Source organism: Listeria cossartiae subsp. cossartiae (assembly GCF_014224155.1).
Lineage (GTDB): Bacteria > Bacillota > Bacilli > Lactobacillales > Listeriaceae > Listeria > Listeria cossartiae.
Genome location: NZ_JAASUI010000001.1, coordinates 1,071,773 through 1,090,334, shown reverse-complemented (window position 1 = coordinate 1,090,334; position 18,562 = coordinate 1,071,773). Strand labels below are relative to the sequence as shown.

22 protein-coding genes and 1 riboswitch are annotated in these 18,562 nt (G+C 37.0%); of the genes, 10 read left to right on the top strand and 12 right to left on the bottom strand.

What is annotated here, in order from left to right; all coding sequences use genetic code 11:
* Positions 1-2 precede the first annotated feature (2 nt).
* The 4 genes from accC to HCJ30_RS05600 all read right to left on the bottom strand — a co-directional run bounded on the left by accC (position 3) and on the right by HCJ30_RS05600 (position 3,733).
* Entirely contained in the window at positions 3-1,367 is a 1,365-nt protein-coding gene (gene accC / locus HCJ30_RS05615; protein ID WP_185391302.1) for an acetyl-CoA carboxylase biotin carboxylase subunit, read from the bottom strand.
* 13 nt (positions 1,368-1,380) lie between these two features.
* Positions 1,381-1,851 carry an acetyl-CoA carboxylase biotin carboxyl carrier protein gene (accB, locus tag HCJ30_RS05610; protein WP_185391301.1) on the bottom strand — a complete coding sequence of 157 codons (471 nt, stop codon included), beginning with the start codon at positions 1,849-1,851 and terminating at the stop codon, positions 1,381-1,383.
* Between the two features lie 159 nt (positions 1,852-2,010).
* On the bottom strand, positions 2,011-2,568 hold the full coding sequence (gene efp, locus HCJ30_RS05605; protein WP_185391300.1) for an elongation factor P: 558 nt from the start codon (positions 2,566-2,568) through the stop codon (positions 2,011-2,013).
* A 103-nt stretch (positions 2,569-2,671) separates the two neighbouring features.
* Positions 2,672-3,733, bottom strand: coding sequence for a M24 family metallopeptidase (locus HCJ30_RS05600; RefSeq protein WP_185391299.1), 1,062 nt, complete (start codon positions 3,731-3,733; stop codon positions 2,672-2,674).
* A gap of 179 nt (positions 3,734-3,912) precedes the next feature.
* Between HCJ30_RS05600 and HCJ30_RS05595 the strand changes: the two genes are divergently transcribed.
* The 3 genes from HCJ30_RS05595 to HCJ30_RS05585 all read left to right on the top strand — a co-directional run bounded on the left by HCJ30_RS05595 (position 3,913) and on the right by HCJ30_RS05585 (position 5,605).
* Entirely contained in the window at positions 3,913-4,878 is a 966-nt protein-coding gene (locus tag HCJ30_RS05595; protein WP_185391298.1) for a DUF1385 domain-containing protein, read from the top strand.
* Between the two features lie 12 nt (positions 4,879-4,890).
* Positions 4,891-5,163 (top strand): AC76 family protein, encoded by a 273-nt coding sequence (locus HCJ30_RS05590; protein ID WP_185391297.1) that lies wholly within the window; start codon positions 4,891-4,893, stop codon positions 5,161-5,163.
* Positions 5,164-5,224: 61 nt separating this feature from the next.
* A complete protein-coding gene (locus HCJ30_RS05585; RefSeq protein WP_008947730.1) occupies positions 5,225-5,605 on the top strand; it encodes a rhodanese-like domain-containing protein in 381 nt (126 codons plus the stop codon).
* Between the two features lie 40 nt (positions 5,606-5,645).
* Here HCJ30_RS05585 and gcvPB read toward each other — a convergent pair whose 3' ends face one another.
* From gcvPB to gcvT, 3 genes are read right to left on the bottom strand one after another with little or no spacing between them, the layout of a single operon-like run.
* Positions 5,646-7,112, bottom strand: a complete 1,467-nt coding sequence (gene gcvPB / locus HCJ30_RS05580) for an aminomethyl-transferring glycine dehydrogenase subunit GcvPB (protein WP_185391296.1) — start codon at positions 7,110-7,112, stop codon at positions 5,646-5,648.
* Positions 7,109-8,455 (bottom strand): aminomethyl-transferring glycine dehydrogenase subunit GcvPA, encoded by a 1,347-nt coding sequence (gene gcvPA / locus HCJ30_RS05575; protein WP_185391295.1) that lies wholly within the window; start codon positions 8,453-8,455, stop codon positions 7,109-7,111. The genes gcvPB and gcvPA overlap by 4 nt, the downstream gene beginning before the upstream one ends.
* 15 nt (positions 8,456-8,470) lie before the next feature.
* Entirely contained in the window at positions 8,471-9,559 is a 1,089-nt protein-coding gene (gene gcvT, locus HCJ30_RS05570) for a glycine cleavage system aminomethyltransferase GcvT (RefSeq protein WP_185391294.1), read from the bottom strand.
* An 84-nt stretch (positions 9,560-9,643) separates the two neighbouring features.
* Positions 9,644-9,735, bottom strand: a riboswitch (glycine riboswitch).
* Between the two features lie 364 nt (positions 9,736-10,099).
* On the opposite strand from gcvT, the gene comGA reads away from it, so the two are divergent.
* The 7 genes from comGA to HCJ30_RS05535 are packed head-to-tail and all read left to right on the top strand — an operon-like array spanning position 10,100 to position 13,908.
* Positions 10,100-11,122 (top strand): competence type IV pilus ATPase ComGA, encoded by a 1,023-nt coding sequence (comGA, locus tag HCJ30_RS05565; RefSeq protein ID WP_185391293.1) that lies wholly within the window; start codon positions 10,100-10,102, stop codon positions 11,120-11,122.
* Complete coding sequence (comGB, locus tag HCJ30_RS05560; protein WP_185391292.1) at positions 11,100-12,131, top strand: competence type IV pilus assembly protein ComGB; 1,032 nt, start codon at positions 11,100-11,102, stop codon at positions 12,129-12,131. Before comGA ends, comGB begins: the two co-directional genes overlap by 23 nt.
* Positions 12,132-12,144: 13 nt before the next feature.
* On the top strand, positions 12,145-12,468 hold the full coding sequence (comGC, locus tag HCJ30_RS05555) for a competence type IV pilus major pilin ComGC (RefSeq protein ID WP_185391291.1): 324 nt from the start codon (positions 12,145-12,147) through the stop codon (positions 12,466-12,468).
* Positions 12,465-12,893: a competence type IV pilus minor pilin ComGD gene (gene comGD, locus HCJ30_RS05550; protein ID WP_185391290.1), complete on the top strand. Its 429-nt coding sequence runs from the start codon at positions 12,465-12,467 to the stop codon at positions 12,891-12,893. Before comGC ends, comGD begins: the two co-directional genes overlap by 4 nt.
* Positions 12,880-13,164, top strand: coding sequence for a competence type IV pilus minor pilin ComGE (gene comGE, locus HCJ30_RS05545; protein ID WP_185391289.1), 285 nt, complete (start codon positions 12,880-12,882; stop codon positions 13,162-13,164). The genes comGD and comGE overlap by 14 nt, the downstream gene beginning before the upstream one ends.
* Entirely contained in the window at positions 13,127-13,594 is a 468-nt protein-coding gene (comGF, locus tag HCJ30_RS05540) for a competence type IV pilus minor pilin ComGF (protein WP_311769836.1), read from the top strand. Before comGE ends, comGF begins: the two co-directional genes overlap by 38 nt.
* The gene (locus tag HCJ30_RS05535) at positions 13,591-13,908 is read left to right on the top strand and encodes a competence protein ComG (protein ID WP_185391287.1); all 318 of its coding nucleotides are present in this window, start codon (positions 13,591-13,593) and stop codon (positions 13,906-13,908) included. The genes comGF and HCJ30_RS05535 overlap by 4 nt, the downstream gene beginning before the upstream one ends.
* A 19-nt stretch (positions 13,909-13,927) precedes the next feature.
* Here the strand turns inward: HCJ30_RS05535 and HCJ30_RS05530 are convergent, their stop codons facing one another.
* From HCJ30_RS05530 to HCJ30_RS05510, 5 genes are all read right to left on the bottom strand, one after another.
* Complete coding sequence (locus HCJ30_RS05530) at positions 13,928-15,019, bottom strand: YqgU-like beta propeller domain-containing protein (RefSeq protein ID WP_185391286.1); 1,092 nt, start codon at positions 15,017-15,019, stop codon at positions 13,928-13,930.
* Between the two features lie 132 nt (positions 15,020-15,151).
* The gene (locus HCJ30_RS05525; RefSeq protein WP_185391285.1) at positions 15,152-16,120 is read right to left on the bottom strand and encodes an ROK family glucokinase; all 969 of its coding nucleotides are present in this window, start codon (positions 16,118-16,120) and stop codon (positions 15,152-15,154) included.
* A gap of 24 nt (positions 16,121-16,144) precedes the next feature.
* Positions 16,145-16,357, bottom strand: coding sequence for a YqgQ family protein (locus HCJ30_RS05520; RefSeq protein WP_008947715.1), 213 nt, complete (start codon positions 16,355-16,357; stop codon positions 16,145-16,147).
* Positions 16,358-16,369: 12 nt separating this feature from the next.
* Positions 16,370-17,908 (bottom strand): rhomboid family protein, encoded by a 1,539-nt coding sequence (locus HCJ30_RS05515; protein ID WP_185391284.1) that lies wholly within the window; start codon positions 17,906-17,908, stop codon positions 16,370-16,372.
* 97 nt (positions 17,909-18,005) lie between these two features.
* Entirely contained in the window at positions 18,006-18,545 is a 540-nt protein-coding gene (locus tag HCJ30_RS05510; protein WP_185391283.1) for a 5-formyltetrahydrofolate cyclo-ligase, read from the bottom strand.
* Positions 18,546-18,562 lie beyond the last annotated feature (17 nt).

The window sequence follows — 18,562 nt, the reverse complement described above, 5'->3', positions numbered from 1 at the left end:
ATTTAGCCCTCCTTAGAAAGGTTCATTACATCGTTTTGCTCCAAGAATTTCGTATTGAAGTCGCCTGATAAAAATACATCATTATCTAACACGCGTAAATGGAATGGAATGGTTGAAGGAATACCATCAATGGCAAATTCCGACAACGCTCGTTTCATTTTTTGAATAACTTCTTCACGTGTTTCCGCATAACAAATTACTTTAGCGATCATCGAATCATAAAATGGCGGGATTTTGTAGTTTGGATATGCTGCTGAGTCAATTCGGACACCTAAACCGCCTGGAGGAAGATAAAACTTAATTTCTCCTGGAGCTGGCATAAAGTTTTTCTCCGGATTTTCAGCGTTAATCCGACATTCCATTGCCCAACCTGTTAATTTCACATCTGCTTGTTTAATTTCCAGCTCTTCACCTGAGGCAACTAAAAATTGTTGTTTCACTAAATCAATGCCCGTTACAAGCTCTGTTACAGGGTGTTCTACTTGGATTCGAGTATTCATTTCCATAAAGTAGAAATTATTTTCATGATGATCATAAATAAATTCAATTGTTCCTGCACCAGAATAATTCACGGCTTTGGCAGCTTTAACGGCCGCTTTACCCATTTTTTGACGTGTTTTTTCATCAATAGCAGGTGATGGCGATTCTTCAATTAGCTTTTGTAAGCGACGTTGAATACTACAATCACGTTCCCCTAGATGAATGACATTGCCATGGTTATCGGCAAGCACTTGAATTTCTACATGGCGGAAATCTTGAATATATTTTTCCAGATAAACACCTGGATCACCAAATGCTGCTTCAGCTTCTTGTTGTGTCGTATGAATACCAGAGATTAATTTCTCTTCATTTTCGGCTACACGAATACCTTTACCGCCACCGCCAGCTGTTGCTTTGATGATAACCGGATATCCAATTTTCTTGGCGATTTTTTTACCATCTTCCACATCCGCAACGATTCCTTGTGAACCAGGAACGATTGGAACGCCTGCTTTACGCATTGTTTCGCGGGCAACGTCTTTTGTTCCCATTTGCGAAATAGCGGCAGCACTTGGTCCGATAAAAGTAATATTACAGTCTTCGCATAGTTCCGCGAAATCTGCATTTTCGGCTAAGAAACCGTAACCAGGATGAATAGCATCACAGTTCGTTAAAACAGCAAGGCTAATAATGTTGGACATATTTAAATAACTATCTTTTGTTGCCGCGGGACCTACACAATAAGCTTCATCCGCTAGCTGAATATGTAGCGCTTCTCTATCTGCTTCCGAATAAATCGCCACTGTCTCCACTCCAAGTTCTTTTGCAGCGCGAATGATACGGACAGCGATTTCTCCACGGTTCGCTACCAGTACTTTTTTAATCATGTTTTTCGACCCCTTATTTTTTTCTAACTTTGAAAAGTGGTTGTCCAAATTCGACTAATTCGCCACTTGAAACAAGCACTTCTGCGATTTCTCCGTCGATATCAGCAGTAATTTCATTGAATAATTTCATCGCTTCTACAATACATACAACGGATTGTGCGGATACTTTAGATCCAACGCTAACAAAATTAGCATCTTCTGGTGAAGCAGATGCATAGAAAGTCCCAACCATTGGGGATGTAATTACTTCCAAGTTCGTATCTTCTGCTGCACTTGCTTCTACTTGAGGTGCTGCCGCTTGGACAGGAGCCACTGGTGCTGCTTGAACTGGCGCAACAACTGCTGTTTCTTGTACAGCTTGGGTTACAACTGTTTTATTCTTTTTAAGCAAAATCTTACTATCTTTCGTTTCTAACTCAAATTCATCTAGGGTTGATTCGTCAATCAGCTCGATAAGCTGTTTAATTTCATCTATTGATAACATCTTCAATTACACTCCTTAATAATACTAAAAATATAAAATTGCATTAATCACGCATTGTCCTTATTGTACCATACTTTTTATTCAAAAGGTGTACTGGAAGCGCTCATAAATAGAAAAACAGCTGAAGAATTAACTCCAGCTGTAGTAAGCGATTCTTTCTTACGCCCGAGAAACATACGCTGCTTCGGTTGTATTGATAACTAGTTTGTCACCTTCATTAACGAAAAATGGTACTTGTACAACAAGCCCTGTTTCTAATGTAGCTGGTTTAGAACCACCTGAAGATGTATCACCTTTAATTCCAGGATCAGTTGCCGCAACAACTAATTCTACTGTGTTAGGTAAGTCGATTCCGATTGTTTCGCCTTGGTACATAACGATATTAATTTCCATATTTTCTTTTAGGAATTTAAGCTCATGTGCAATTTGTGTTTCTGGAAGTTCAATTTGTTCATAAGATTCGTTATCCATGAAAACATGATTCGTTCCATCAGCATATAAATAAGCCATTTTGCGGTTATCGATTTGTGCTTTTGCTACTTTTTCGCCGCCACGGAATGTTTTTTCTTGAATTGCCCCAGTACGAAGATTACGTAGTTTGGAACGCACGAATGCTGCACCTTTACCTGGTTTTACATGTTGGAAATCTAGCACGCGCCAAATACCGTTGTCTACTTCTATCGTTAAACCTGTCCGAAAATCATTTACTGAAATCATGTTTATCCTCCTGTAATTTGAAAAATATCTTTTATTTGGGAGCTTAAAAATACGCTCATTCTTCCTTATTTAACCATAAAATAAGCAAAGTTACAAAGGAATTTTATAAAATAATTAATTCTTTTGTTGAATGGGTAAGGATCTCATTACCTGTTTCTGTAATTAATAAATCATCTTCAATTCTAACGCCGCCAATTCCCGGCAAATAAATTCCCGGTTCATCTGTAACGACATGACCAACTTCTAATTTTTGTGGGCTTTTGAATGATAAGTTTGGTCCTTCGTGAATTTCTAGTCCAATACCGTGACCTAATGAGTGACCAAACGCATCGCCGTATCCGAAAGAAGCAATATAATCACGCGCAATCGCATCCGCTTCAATTCCAGTCATGCCTGGTTTTAAGCTATCGATTACTTTTAATTGTGCACCTAAAGTGATTTGATAGATTTCTTTTAATTTTTCAGCAGGTTCACCAATCGCGATTGTTCTTGTCATATCTGAGCAGTATCCATCATAATAACAACCGTAATCCATTGTGACAAAATCACCAACTTCGATTTTTTTATCCGATGCAACGCCGTGTGGTAGTGCAGAACGAACACCTGACGCAACGATGGTATCAAAAGAAGAGGAAGTAGCTCCCGCACGTCTCATAAAGAATTCTAGCTCATTCGATACTTCGATTTCCGCCATGCCTGGTTTAATGAATTTAATGATGTGTGCAAAAGCAGCGTCAGCGATATCACAAGCTGTACGAATAGCTTTTAGTTCGCTTGCAGTTTTTACTTTACGCATTTCTTCAAAGAAACCAGTTAGCGGAATCAATTGACGATTAAATACGCGCTCCATTTGTTTAAATTCAGATACGGTTACATAATCCGCTTCAAAGTGTAAAGTTTTTGTATCGTGTTTAATTAGTAAATCTTCCACTGTATCAAAAATCGGACCAGTATGTTGCACGATTTCGTATCCTTCTGCTTGTTTTGCCGCTTGTTCTGTATATCTGAAATCAGTTACAAAATAAGCTTTTTCCGGCAAAATAAGTGCTACACCGCTTGTTCCAGTGAAACCTGATACATACCTTCTATTAAATTCACTTGTGACAAGAGCCGCTTCTATCTTTTCCTTACCTAGCGCTTCTTGGATTTTAGTTAAATTAGACATTTTTATTCCCCCACTTTTAGTAAATTTTCGGCGCGCAAAAATCGCATTATTAAACGCGTTCGAAACTATTTTATCACAATTTAGAAAAAATAACTTTTTTTAGGCGTTTTGCGCTATACGAAAATCTGTTTTTAGCGTAAAATAACATATTAGTAAACATGAATAGGCTGGTGAAAACTTTGAGCAAACAAAACGTACCATCTTATGGTGGACAAGCTGTAGTGGAAGGCGTCATGTTTGGCGGCAGAAAGCAGACAGTAACAGCAATTAGACGTATAGATGGTTCATTAGAATATTTTTATTTAGAAAAACATAGTCCTGTTTGGGTTATGCGAATGAAGAAAATTCCTTTTTTAAGAGGTATTGTTGCCTTAATTGAATCTAGCGCTATCGGTTCCAAACACCTCGCTTTTGCGACAGACCGATATGACGAGGATCCAAACAATCCCGTAGAAGAAGAAAAAATTGAAAAGAAAGAATCGAAAGTCGCGATGTGGTTAGGCGTTGCGGTCATCGGTATTTTATCTTTCGTTTTTGCTAAATTTGTCATGACGCTCATCCCTGTATTTTTAGCGGAATTATTCCGTCCTATCGTTCCAGGCGATACAGCTCAAGTATTTTTAGAGAGTCTTTTCAAATTAATTCTTCTATTAACCTATATTTTCGCGGTTTCTCAGACCCCTATTATTAAACGAGTTTTTCAATATCACGGTTCTGAGCATAAGGTAATAAATTGTTACGAAGAAAATTTACCATTAACGGTTGAAAATGTCCAAAAACAATCACGGTTACATTATCGTTGTGGTAGTAGTTTTATTTTATTTACAGTTATTGTTGGTATGTTTATTTACTTGCTTGTACCAACTGACCCGCTTTGGCTTCGCGTGGTCGACCGGATTTTGCTTATTCCTGTCGTGCTCGGCGTAGCATTTGAAGTGTTACAATTAACGAATAAATGCCGCAACATCCCCGTGCTTAAATATTTAGGCGTTCCGGGATTGTGGTTACAACTTCTTACAACAAAAGAACCTTCTGATGATCAAGTGGAAGTTGCCATCGCATCTTTTAATGAACTTTTACGTGTTGAAAAAGAAGGCGCACCAGTAGATGTAGCGGAACCGGAGAATCTGGAACTTTTAGAATAGGAGTGAATTGATTTGAAGAAGTATCCCCTCATAGTTATTATTTTACTTGCGCTTGTTGGTATTGGGCTTTTGATGGGTGGTTTTAAATCGTTTTTCGGATTGATTATTTCCGTTTTAATCGGCACACTTATTTTCACTCTACTGCTACGTCTTTTCACTAATAGAAAAACTGACAGTAATTACCAAAAAGCAGTAAAACAATCCAAAAATTTACACGATCCGAAGAAAAAAACAAAGAAAAAACGAAAATCTTCTTTCAAAGTGATTGATGGTGGCAAAAAATAAGTTATAATAGAAAAGGATGCTTTAGAAAAAGCAGTTTTCAGGATGAAAGGGGTTTACACAATTGATTAGTTGGATTATAGCAATTATCATTCTGGTTATTCTTTTAGGATACGAAATTTACCAGTTTGTAATGCGACGCAAAGCACTAAAAGTTTTAACAGAAGAAGAATTTAAAAAAGGTTATCGTAAAGCACAGTTAATTGATGTTCGCGAGCCAAACGAATTCGATGCTGGACATATTCTTGGAGCTAGAAATATTCCAGTTACACAAATGAAAAACCGCACAACAGAAATTCGTCAAGATTTGCCAGTTTACTTATACTGCCAAACTGCACAACGTAGTAACCGCGCAGCAATCATGCTTTATAAACGTGGCTACAAACAAGTGTATCAGCTTAAAGGCGGTTACCGTAGATGGACAGGAAAAACAAAATCTAAATAAGAAAAAGCCTTGCCGTGATATTTCACAGCAAGGCTTCTTTTTATACTTCTTTTTGATAACGTAAAATTGGTTTTCTCGCGGCTCTCGTTTCATCTAGGCGTTTCACATAAGTACTATGCGGTGCCTCTTGAACGATTTCTGGATTTTCTTCTGCTTCTTTAGCAATTTTTAGCATCGTATCAATAAACGAATCAAGCGTTTCTTTTGATTCGGTTTCTGTTGGTTCAATCATGATTGCTTCGCCAACGATTAACGGGAAGTAAACAGTTGGTGGATGGAAATTATGGTCTAACAAACGTTTCGCAATATCCACCGTGCGGACGCCAAGTTTTTTCTGTCTATTACCACTTAGAACAAATTCGTGTTTGCAAACTTGATCAAATGGTAAATCATACGCTTCTTGCAGTTTGCGCATCATATAGTTGGCATTTAAAACGGCATATTCGGTTACTAATTTCAAACCATCTGGTCCCATTGTACGAATATACGTATACGCGCGAACATTAATACCAAAGTTTCCGTAATACGGCTTCACTCGACCAATAGAATCTGGATAATTATAATCAAATGTGTACACTTCTTCTTTTTTCGTAAGTACTGGTGTTGGTAAAAATGGAATTAATTCTTTTTTCACGCCGATTGGGCCAGAACCCGGACCACCACCGCCATGAGGACCAGTGAATGTTTTGTGTAAATTTAAATGTACGACATCAAAGCCCATATCGCCCGGTCTAACTTTGGCCATGATTGCGTTTAAGTTAGCACCATCATAATACAATTTACCACCTGCCGCATGGACGATTTCCGCCATTTCAACAATATCCTTTTCGAAAAGACCAAGTGTATTCGGATTTGTAAGCATGAGCGCGGCTGTATCCTCACCTACTACTTTTTTCAAATCAGCTACATCGACAAGCCCTTTTTCATTGGATTTAACCGTAACAACATCAAATCCGGCAACTGCTGCGGACGCTGGATTAGTTCCGTGCGCAGAGTCTGGGATGATTACTTTTGTTCGTTTTGTATCGCCATTTTTTTCATGGAAAGCACGAATGAGCATTAATCCAGTCCATTCGCCGTGTGCTCCAGCGGCCGGTTGTAAGGTTACTTCATCCATGCCTGTAATTTCAACTAGACTTGTTTGTAAATCATATAACAGCTCCAGTGCGCCTTGAACCGAGCTTTCCGGCTGATTCGGGTGAATATTGGCAAAACCTGGGAATCGTGCTACTTTTTCATTGATTTTTGGATTATATTTCATCGTACAAGAACCAAGCGGATAAAAACCAGAGTCTACGCCGAAATTATGGTTGGATAAATTGGTATAATGACGCATAATTTCGAGTTCACTTAATTCAGGCAAATCTGCTGGGGTGGAACGAATATAGGCTTGTTCAAAGTAATCAGCAGCATTTGTTTCGGGAACATCACTTTCTGGCAAACTAAAACCAATTCTTCCTGGAATCGAGCGTTCAAATACTAATGGCATTGTTTCTTCTAAATTCATTTTACACCCTCCAAGCTCGCCACAAGGGCATCAATTTCCTCTTTTGTACGCATTTCTGTTACGGCTACAAGCATATGCTTTTCGTATTTGGCATCATAAAACCCAAGATCATACCCACCAATAATCCCCTCATCTAAAAGGGATTCATTCACTTCTTTGATAGGTTTCGAAAGCTTCACGACAAACTCATTGAAAAAGCCGTCAGAAAATAACACTTCAAAACCATGCTCACGGAATTTTTGTTTTGCGTAGTGGGATTTATCTAAATTTTGCTTCGCCATTTCTACTAGACCTGTTTTACCAAGCGTCGCCATAGCTACAGAAGAAGCTAGTGCGTTTAGAGCTTGATTGGAACAGATGTTAGATGTCGCTTTATCACGGCGAATATGTTGTTCGCGTGCTTGCAATGTAAGTACATAACCTCGTTTGCCATTTTCATCAACCGTCTCTCCAACTAACCGTCCTGGAACTTTACGCATCAATTTAGTCGTTACAGCAAAGAAACCACAGTGCGGGCCACCAAATGATTCAGGAATACCAAACACTTGTGAATCTCCAACAACGATATCCGCGCCAAATTCTCCCGGTGGTGTGAGTAAACCAAGGGATAGCGGATTACTAGAAACGAGTAGTAAAGAATTATTTTCATGGATTAATTTCTCTAGTTCTGCTAATGGCTCTACTTGACCGTAAAAGTTCGGATATTGTACCACAAAACCGGCGATATCATCCGACAGAGCTTTTTTTAGGGCTTCTATATCTGTTTTGCCATCCACTTCTGGAATAACTTCTACTTCAATATGTTGGCCGGTTGCATAGGTTTTTAATACATTCGTGCTTTCTGGATGAACGGCTCCGGAAATAAGAATTTTTTTGCGTTTAGTATGTCCACTCGCAAGCATTGCTGCTTCCGCAAGTGCTGTCCCGCCATCATACATCGAAGAATTCGCTAAATCCATCCCTGTTAATTCTGCAATCATCGTTTGGAATTCAAAAATCGCTTGCAATTCACCTTGCGAAATTTCCGGTTGATAAGGCGTATAAGCTGTATAAAACTCCGAGCGTGAAATAACGTGATCCACCACTGTAGGAATATAGTGACTGTATACACCCGCCCCTAAAAAGGATGCATATTCTGTTGTGTTGGCGTTTTTAGAAGCAAGTTTAGACAATTCGCGTAAGAGAGCAGGTTCTGATTTTGCTGGTTTTAAATCATAATCCCGCTTAAATCTAATTTTTTCTGGAATATCTTGAAATAAGTCATCAATCGACTTAACCCCTATCACATCAAGCATTTCCTTTTCATCTTGTTCCGTCATTGGTAAATAACGATGTTTTGCCATATTATTTCCTCCTTTTTACTTTGCGCGTTTATAAAATGGTGTTGGTACTACTTTTGCTTTTATTTTCTTGTTTCGTATCCCTACTTCTAATTCTTGACCTAATTCTGTATAAGCTGTATCAATTAAAGCTAAACCAATATTCGTTCCAAGAGTCGGTGATTGCGTTCCCGAAGTTACGACACCGATTTCTTGCTCATCTAAAAATACTGGATAATCGTGGCGTGGTATACCGCGTTCGATCAATTCAATACCAACTAACTTTCTTGTCAAACCTGCTTCTTTTTGCTTGATAAGTGCTTCTTTACCTATAAAATCTGCTTCTTTTTTTAATTTCACCGCAAAATTCAATCCTGCTTCAAGCGGCGTAATATCTTTACTTAATTCTTGTCCATAAAGTGCAAGTACCGCTTCCAAACGCAAAGTATCGCGGGCACCTAAACCAATTGGCGCGACACCCTCAGCTAAAATTGCTTCAAAAACTTTGCCAGCGTCAGCACTTTGCATGTAAATTTCAAAACCATCTTCTCCGGTATAACCACTCCTCGAAATGATTGTTTTCACTCCAGCTACATCGGCATCTTCTACAAATCCGAAGAAACTTATTGCACTCAGATCCACATCGGTTAACTTAGAAAGAATTTTTTCTGCATTTGGCCCTTGAAGTGCTAATTGGCCGAATTCCGAAGATACATTGGTAACACTCACATCTCCACGAATATTTTTTACCATCCATTCAAAATCTTTTTCCGTGTTTGCCGCATTAACGACAAGTATGTATTCCGTTTCTGATTTCTTATAAACTACTAAATCGTCTACAGTTCCGCCAGTTTCATAGCACATAATATTATATTGCGCTTTACCCACTTTGATTTTCTCTATGTCGTTAGATAACAAATACTGTAAATAAGAAGTACTATCAGGACCTTTTACCAAAATTTCTCCCATATGAGACACGTCAAATAACCCTGCATCCGTTCGCACGGCTTCATGTTCAGCTTTTATCCCAGCAAATTGTACTGGTAAATCCCATCCACCAAAATCAATGGTTTTCGCACCATATTTTGCATAAAGTGGATGAATCGGTGTTTTTAGTAATTCTGTCATCATTATATCCTCCTTTTTTCACATAACAAAAAGGCTTATTTGATTCATAAGCCCTGTCGTGACATAAAAATGACTCCAGAGTTGCGTCCCGTAAACATCCTTTTGCCTGAGAGTTTCACATACTACATGCTTTCCCCGTCGGCGCTGCTTTTCACAGTCTCTCTGTTTACATTCACCCGCTAATTCTTTTATGTATTTGCCTTTTCTATAGCTTATCATGAGTTGTATTGTTCGGCAAATAATTAGTTTTAAAGCTAAAATTTTCGCTATTTTTAATATTAGTTCGGAATGTAAGGGCTTTAATGAAATATTTGTGTTTAATTATACGTTTGTTACTAAATGCACATAGATTGTGAAAAATGGGGGATTCGAAAAAAGTTTTTTCAAGGACTTTCATAACTTAAAATCACTTTTTCGATACAAATATAGGTTAGTTATACCTTTTTTTATCTAGCAAAATTCTATTTTCATTTTTGTGAAATTTTCTGGCGTAAAGGTTTTTTTGAAGTTATGTAGAATATGACTTGTAAGGAGGTTCATATGCCACAAAAATTAACAGACCATATTATAGCTCAAGCGCTCCGTGCCAATGCAAGTGATATTCATATTCATCCATTACCAAACCGCTATTTACTTCGTCTTAGAGTAAACGGAACTTTGATTCCCCTTCTCTACCTTCCATTGGATGCAGGCGGTAAATTAATATCTTTTCTTAAATTCCAAGCAGCTTTAGATATAAGTGAGAAAAGAAGACCTCAATCTGGCAGTTTCGAAAAAAATACTGTTTCTGAAAAAATCGCTTTACGACTTTCAACCATGCCTACCAAAGATTTCCATGAAAGTATGGTCATTCGTATTTTTCGTTATAAGTTTCCTATTCCGTTTTTAAAATCTAGTGTGTTTCCCATAGCTGTGAAACAAATCGTGCAACAGTGTAAAAATCAAACTGGTTTATTTCTCTTTTCAGGCAGCACAGGTAGCGGTAAATCAAGTTCAATGTATAGTTTAGTTTCCTCAATAGAAAACAAAGACGAATTGCAAATCATTACTATTGAAGACCCTGTTGAACATTACTCACCCGGTTTTCTTCAAATTGAAATCAACGAAAAAGCAAATATCACTTATGCGCCTCTCATTCGTTCTGTGTTGCGCCATGATCCTGATATTCTTATTATCGGAGAAATTCGCGATGCAGAAACTGCCAAAATAGTTACGCGTGCAGCTTTAACTGGTCACTTAGTTTTGAGTACAGTCCACGCTGGAGACGCTTATGGCGTTTTATTAAGATTGCTTGAATTCGGTATTAGCTCTGAAGAATTAGCGCAGTGCTTACTTGGCATTAGCTTTCAACGACTCGTTCATCTTCATTGTACCTTTTGTGGCGCAAAATGCCATCCTCATTGCACACATTTAAAGCGAAAAAGAACGGCTCTGTATGAAGTGTTGACTAAACAAGAGATAACCAGCTATTTCCGTACGAACAAGCAGCCTATTGAACCAAAATCCCCTGTAGCATCTGTCTATGAGAAAGGAGTTGCTTATGGCTTTTTTTCAGCGCACTAACTGGAAAGACGATGGCGAATTTTTAATTAGAATTGCTAGTTTGCTTGAGAAAGGTTTCTCGTTAGAAGCATCCATTAGCTATTTAAGTATTACTTCACCAAAATATAGCAAACGATATGACCAGATTATCCGTTCACTCGCGCTTGGTAATTCTTTTTCCTTTGCCCTTTCGCAAAACGGCTTTCCTGAATTTATTTGTTCGCAACTTCATTACGCCTCTAGCCATGGTTACTTTACACAAACAATTCACGAAACCGGTATTCATATGAAAAGAAGATCCGAAGAAAAAAGTGCGTTAATGAAAACTTTTCAATATCCTTTAGTCTTATTCTCTACCGTTATCGTCGTATTTTTCTTACTTCGAATTTTCCTCTTGCCCAAGTTTGAGCTTTTATTTTCTCAGCTCTCAAGTAACGGCTCACTAGGAACTACTTTCACTTATTTCTTATTAGAAAAAGTGCCAATTTTACTAGGTTTATTTTTACTCAGTCTTTTTCTCCTTATTAGCCTTGTCATCAGAAAGCAAAATCAAAAAAATGCTTACGAGCGCGCTTCCTTTTATTGTCGTATTCCATATATTCGACAATTTTTAAGAATTCATTATTCGCAATACTTTTCACGCGAACTAGGTTATCTACTTAAAAGCGGACTATCAATAACGCACATTATGCAACTATTCGCGCAAGAAGAATCACCCGCATTTTTCCAAGCAATTGCTCAGCGAATTCTTCCTACACTGGAGCAAGGTCTATCACTTACAAAAGCCCTTGAAAAAATGCCGATATTCGAAAAAGAGCTTTATTATATTGCAATTCATGGGGAGAAAAATGGTAATTTAGCAGAAGAATTTTTATTTTATTATAATTTATGTCATCAGAAATCACTTCAAAAGACAGAAAAATTATTCTCATTTATTCAACCAATTGTTTTTATCATTATCGGTATCTTAATAGTATCCATTTACCTGTCGATTTTATATCCAATGTTTTCAATGGTAAACCAAATTTAGAGGAGGAGTTTGAATGTTTAAATTAAAAATAGATTGGCGAGATGAAAGCGGCTTTACTTTAGTGGAAATGTTAATTGTATTGTTAGTTGTTAGTGTTTTACTACTTTTAACCATTCCAAATATTGTATCGCAAAGCAAATCCATTAATAACAAAGGCTGTGAGGCATTTATTTCGATGGTACAAGGACAAGTTCAGTCTTATCAATTAGATAAAAATGCGATTCCATCTGTCAGTGACTTAGTAAGCGGTGGTTATTTAAAAGCAAATCAAAAGTCATGCCCCAATGGTAATAGCATTAAAATAGATAGTTCTGGAAATGTTTCCGAGAAAAAATGAAAACGAACGGATTCACTTTACTAGAAATGTTACTCGTGCTATCTATTAGCTTTACGCTTATCACCCTAACCATCTTCCCTATCGCCAACAGCCTCTCAACACTTACAGAAAAACAACTTTTAGAAGAAGTTAAAGCGACCATCTATTTGGCGCAAATAAATGCAGTAACAACGAAGCAAGATACTGCCATTTCGTTTGATCCACTGAAAAATCAGCTTACCGCTTCAACTAACTCACAATCACTTAGCACTATTCCATTTGCAAACACATTAAAATTAACGCATTCTAAAACAGAAAATTTTCGTTTTTCAAGTTTAGACGGATCCATTAACCGTTTCTTAACTATTCGCTTAGCAAGTTCGGCCAATAATTACAAACTAATCTTCCAAATTGGAAAGGGGCGTTTTAGAATTGAACAAAATTAATGGCTTCTCTTTAGTGGAGAGCATGGTTTCATTGCTATTATTTTCCATGGTTTGTAGTTTTTTGTTACCTACTGCTATGACTATTTTTGAAAAACTTGATCAGCAAAAAGAAACGAGTAGACTTTATCAACAAATTTTCGAACATAGCGAACTCCTTCGTTACAAAAGTATCCCCATTAACTATGAGGAAGACTACATTAAAAGTTTTCATTATCAAGGAGGTATTCAAATCTGTGCCAAGAACAAAACAACAGAAAAATGCGTCTTATAGAAATGGCTCCTCGGCATTTACTCTTTTGGAAACAATATTATCCATCACGATTATTTTGAGTATTAGTTCACTCATCCCTTTGTTTTTCGAATGCTATAACAAAACGATTCAACTTAGCAATATCGACCAAACAACCGAATGGCAACTTTTTTTAATTCAAACTCGATTAGAATTAGAGAAAGCTAGCAACATCCAAGTAAATGGTAATATACTCTCTTTCCACAACGGTAAAGACTTAATTACCTATTCCAAATACAATGATTTGATTCGACGCCAAGTAAATGGAAAAGGCCACGAGCCGCTACTCACTAACATAAAAGACTACCAACTAACAAAAAAAGAACATCAATTACACCTAAAAATCCAAGACGTTCAAACAAAGACTTACACCTCTGTATTCCCATTACCGGAAGCGAAACAATTACCATGAAGACAAATGCATTTACGCTCCCATTTACCATTTTCATTGCGTTCATTACCATTTTAATCGTTACTGGAAGTGCTTCTATTTTCAAAACACAAATCCAATACGAAAAAATGATTCAAAACTATTATCTAGCTTCCACCAAGTTAAATCTAGCATTGCTAGAAGCTAAAGAAACATCTCAGCTTTCCCAGCAGTTTGAAATTAAATATGATGATGCTACTATTGGTTGTCATGCTACAGATAGCAATTCAACTACGTTCGACTGCAAGGTTATCTTGCAGAATGGTTACACATTAACAAAAACAACGAATCCCTAAAATGCAGGAATTCGTTGTTTTAAAAAGATTTAGTTGGAGTGTTAATTAAATTATACATTTTACCTGTTTTTGTATCGATAACTTTGTCAAATAAATAACCATAGAGAACTAAATCTCCTGTTTCATACGATAAAATAGGTTGATTATCCATTAAATCTAACACTGTCGATTCTTTGCTATTCGTTGGATCAATTTTTACTAATTTATATTCTTTTGGTCCACCGCTAATTTTGGCGCTTTTATACGGAACAAATGTTAAAAAAGTATTCTTATCAAAATTCATATCAAAATACGGAACAAATGTGCCTAACTCGTCATACTCACGCGCGGCATTATAAGAATAAAAATTCTGGAATCCAATCGTTCTAAAATCGTACAATAATTTTTCATCAGAGGATTTCTCAATCGTTAAGAGCACATTATCATGTACGGCAAATTGCATAATATTAGCCACAATTAAATTTTTAGTTGCGTTGTCTCTAATATCTTGTAAATAAAGATTGCCTACTTCATCGTCTCGCTTATCTTTGTTGTTTGATAGCACCAAATTATCACCGTACCACGAAATAAAAGGAGAGGCTAAATCAATTTTATCCACTTGATTTAGCGTATAATCCCAATTCTCTATTTGAAAATCCCATTCTGGACTATATGTTACAAACATTATTTTCTCAGGAGATTCGTCATTCCAATAGAACGTGGTCGTTAATGGCTTTGTTGCTCGAGACGCAACCGTTGATCCATCATTTAAAGCAATTATTCGCATCGTCGCTTTTTTGTCGGATTCTGCAGAATAAAGCAAAACATTTCGATAATCTGGGCTAATTTGAACTTCTGAAATAGACTCTTTTGTATTAAAGATAGCGCGTTTCTTCTTGTTATAAATATTAAGTTCATCAAAATAGGTAATTCCAGACTTTTTCGTTTGCAACAAAACGGAATCTTTTGATAGCCAACCGACAACTCGCTGGAATTCTTTTGTTTTAATTTGAACACCTTGCACTTCTTTTGTAGTCTTTTTTGGCGTTTCTTTTTCCTCCGAGCAACCAAAAGAGATAAAAACCAATCCCATCAATAAGGTAATCAGCAAAAAAGCATTTGATTTTTTCATCTCTGGCCTCCAATCTCTCTATGCTAAAATTTTACCCTTTTCATAGGAAGCTAAAACAATGCGTTATAGAAAGATCTTTCGATAAAACAAGCTACAATAATGGAGTATTATTGTAGCTTATAAAAATGAATATTAATCTTCATTCGGTAATGCTAACCATGCAGCTCCAATTATCCCTGCGTCATTCCCTTTTGTCGCGATGGATAATTTAGTGGATTCTTTTACTGCTGGGAAAACCATTGTTTCAAAATAATTTTTAACTGGTGTTAAAAGTTGGTCACCTGCCGCTGAAACTCCACCGCCGATAATAATTTTCTCAGGGTTTAACATGTTTCCAATGTGACTAAGCGCTAAAGCTAAATAGAAAGAAATTTTATCAATCGTTTCATTCGCAAGAGCATCTTCTTCCGCACCTAACTCAAAAATTAATTTAGAAGTGATTGTTTCGTTTTTATCAATCGCCTCTTTAAGTGCAGATTTGCCAGTGAATTCTTTCGCTAAATCTTTAGCTACTCGAACAATACCAGTTGCAGAAGCCACTGTTTCTAAACAACCAGTTTTACCACAAGTACAATCATAACCATTTTCTGGAACTACCGTTACGTGGCCGATTTCACCAGCTGCTCCGCGTACGCCATGTAAAATTTTACCTTCTGCAAAGATTCCGCCGCCAACACCGGTTCCAAGTGTTACAAAAACAACATTCGCGCCGCCTTCTCCTGCACCTTTCCAACGTTCGCCAAGAGCAGCAACATTCGCATCATTATCTAATATTATTTTTAAACCAGTAATATTTTCTAAATCTTCGCTAACGTTTTGTTCTTCTGCCCAGCCCAAGTTGTATGCACCTTTAACCGTGCCTGTTTCATAATTAACTGTTCCAGGTGTTCCCATACCAATACCATAAAAAGTATCATTATCTAGTTGTAAATCTGTTAGTTTTTGGTTGATAGAGTCTCCGATATTTTTTACGATATGAGCGCCTTTGTCTGCAATGTCAGTATCAATAGTCCATTTTTCTTCAATGTCGCCTTCTTTTGTTAAAATAGCTAATTTTGCCGTTGTCCCGCCTAAATCTACACCAATTAATTTTTTGTTCATTCTGCTGTTCTCCTTATAATCAATTTAATTTAAACTACTATTTTTACGTTGTTCTTTGATTAATTCTTCCTTCAATATACTTCTAGCTCTAGCAAAAACTTCTCTATCTAAAATATTATGTTTAAAAAGTTCTGTAATCTCATATTCCATCATTTCGATGTCGTATTGTCGCTTTCCTAAATAAACAATAATGCCATGCTTTCTTAGTAATTGGGCAACATCATAAACTGTTTTCACATTAAAAACCTCTTATTCTTTGTTTTTTTCTAACTCATCGTAATAAGAATCAAAAAATGGATTGCTTGATAATTGTCTGGCGCTGTTTGCTTCTTTGATTGCATTAGGTATATCACCCTTTATTCTATAGCAGACGGATAAATAATAATGAGCTTCTGGGATGTCTTTATCCATACTAATTGCTTCTTTAGCCATCGCTTCTGCTTTATCTACTTGCTTGTTTTGCAAAGCCATAGATGCAGCATACGTATAAGAATAGCCATCAGCGCTTCCGCTTGCAATTAAAGTATCGGTAATTTTCGTTGCTTCTTTTTCATTTTGTTCTTGTAGATATTGTTGTACAGCTACGTTAGCTTGCATTGGATCGTATGGTTTCTCTCCTTTTTGATAGCCAAAATACAGAAATAAAATAGCTACCGCCAATAAAGAAATACCATATGCAAGTCGGCGCCAATGGAAAAATTGCTTTGGTAATGATAACGCTCCTGCGAGTAAGAAACCGCCAACTAATCCGCCAATATGTCCAGCAATATCAATTTGCGTAGAAAACACATCAATAAGTAAATTGATTGCGACAAGCGATGCGATACTAACTCCAATCGTTCTCGCATAAAGATTTGGTTTCAATACTACTAAATACAGTAACGCGCCCATTACAGCGAACACAGCAGTACTAGCACCAACAGATAAATTCATATTTAGTGCAAAACTGGCTATATTCCCACAAATCCCACCTAATAGGAGAATCAAAACATAACGCCATTTGCCATAAAGCCGCTCTGCCCATGCCCCGACAATGTATAACATAACTGCGTTGGAGGCTAGGTGTATTAATCCGCTGTGGAGAAATATTGGCGAAATAAAGCGCCACCATTCACCGGCATAAATAAGTGGATTGAATTTCCCGCCCCATTTAATTAAGTTAAATGAATTCGTTGTTCCGCCTTGAAAAGCAAGCCACAAGAACGCTGCGATTAAAAGGCCGATGAACGTATACGTAATGATTGGCTTGGAGTTTCTGGCAACTTTTTGTTCTTCATTCACTTTCGTAGTAATGTACGTGATTACTTGCTCTCGCTCTTTGGCCACTAGTTCTTTTGTTATTTCATCTGGAAGAACAAACGCTTCTTCGGGTAATTCTAAAGTTTCTATAAGTATATCTAGATGCTCTCTCATCTGTTCGTTCGCTAGTAAAATATTTTCTAGTTTCACTTTTTCGTTTGGAGATGCAATTGCCTGTCCAAAAAAAGGCGAAATATCACCCATTGGTTCAAATGGTGCTATATAAATATTCACAAGAGGCAGTTTCAAGCGCCCCATTTGCTTACGAAGATTTTCAGTAACATGTAAAGTATGTGTCACATCGCGTTCCACTACATTAGCCCAACTTAGTTCTTTCATTTGGATACGAATGACTGGTCTTTTTTTCTGGCTTGTATTTTCCAACCAAAGTTCTTGTTTTTCCTCATGAAGATGGATTAAACGGTATTTTTCAACACCCAAGAAATAATTAGTTAGGCGCCAGAAGACATATTGTTCTTGGAAGCTCAAAAAATCCCTGCTTTCATTACAAATTATATTTACTACTATACGCAAAAAAAAGGGTGTTGTAAACAATCCACCCTATTTTCTATAGAATTATTTTTCGTTATCCTTCAATTAGAATAGAAACTGGTTTATCATGGCTTTCCGGCGCAAAATCCATTTTTTGTTCATACAAGTATAAAGATACTGTTGGGCCTTGGAAATCCACTAAGAACCTATCATAAAAACCACCGCCAAAACCGATTCGATAATGCTCTTCATTAAAAGCAACTCCAGGCACAATTAATAAATCTATCGCTTCCTTCTCAATCGTTTCCGCTAGTTCGTTAGGCTCCAAAATGCCAAATTTAGTTTTTACAAGCGGATGTACAGAATCCATCTTTTTAAATTCCATTTTTCTGCTTGGGTAATATGTTTTTGGAATTAAAACGGTCTTGCCTTCTTTTTTGGCTTGTAAAATGATTGTTTCTGTTTCAATTTCAGGATGTCTTGCCAAAGTTATACCAATAACCTGTGCATTTCTCCATTCTGGTAATAAGAATAGTTTTTCTGCTAATTTAATAGAACGTTCGCGATGTTCTACTTTATCGATGCTGTTTAAATTCCGTAAAATCTTTTCTCGAATTAGGCGTTTGTCTTCCATCTTGACTTCCCCCTTTG

What these genes read in the sequence shown, in the direction of transcription:
- HCJ30_RS05525 (WP_185391285.1), bottom strand. Translation starts at nt 16,120, where the DNA reads ATGAACAAAAAATTAATTGGTGTAGATTTAGGCGGGACAACGGCAAAA.
- gcvPA (WP_185391295.1), bottom strand. Translation starts at nt 8,455, where the DNA reads ATGGCAAAACATCGTTATTTACCAATGACGGAACAAGATGAAAAGGAA.
- comGC (WP_185391291.1), top strand. Translation starts at nt 12,145, where the DNA reads ATGTTTAAATTAAAAATAGATTGGCGAGATGAAAGCGGCTTTACTTTA.
- accC (WP_185391302.1), bottom strand. Translation starts at nt 1,367, where the DNA reads ATGATTAAAAAAGTACTGGTAGCGAACCGTGGAGAAATCGCTGTCCGT.
- comGB (WP_185391292.1), top strand. Translation starts at nt 11,100, where the DNA reads ATGGCTTTTTTTCAGCGCACTAACTGGAAAGACGATGGCGAATTTTTA.
- gcvT (WP_185391294.1), bottom strand. Translation starts at nt 9,559, where the DNA reads ATGACAGAATTACTAAAAACACCGATTCATCCACTTTATGCAAAATAT.
- comGA (WP_185391293.1), top strand. Translation starts at nt 10,100, where the DNA reads ATGCCACAAAAATTAACAGACCATATTATAGCTCAAGCGCTCCGTGCC.
- accB (WP_185391301.1), bottom strand. Translation starts at nt 1,851, where the DNA reads ATGTTATCAATAGATGAAATTAAACAGCTTATCGAGCTGATTGACGAA.
- comGD (WP_185391290.1), top strand. Translation starts at nt 12,465, where the DNA reads ATGAAAACGAACGGATTCACTTTACTAGAAATGTTACTCGTGCTATCT.
- efp (WP_185391300.1), bottom strand. Translation starts at nt 2,568, where the DNA reads ATGATTTCAGTAAATGATTTTCGGACAGGTTTAACGATAGAAGTAGAC.
- HCJ30_RS05535 (WP_185391287.1), top strand. Translation starts at nt 13,591, where the DNA reads ATGAAGACAAATGCATTTACGCTCCCATTTACCATTTTCATTGCGTTC.
- gcvPB (WP_185391296.1), bottom strand. Translation starts at nt 7,112, where the DNA reads ATGAATTTAGAAGAAACAATGCCATTAGTATTTGAACGCTCGATTCCA.
- HCJ30_RS05600 (WP_185391299.1), bottom strand. Translation starts at nt 3,733, where the DNA reads ATGTCTAATTTAACTAAAATCCAAGAAGCGCTAGGTAAGGAAAAGATA.
- HCJ30_RS05510 (WP_185391283.1), bottom strand. Translation starts at nt 18,545, where the DNA reads ATGGAAGACAAACGCCTAATTCGAGAAAAGATTTTACGGAATTTAAAC.
- HCJ30_RS05530 (WP_185391286.1), bottom strand. Translation starts at nt 15,019, where the DNA reads ATGAAAAAATCAAATGCTTTTTTGCTGATTACCTTATTGATGGGATTG.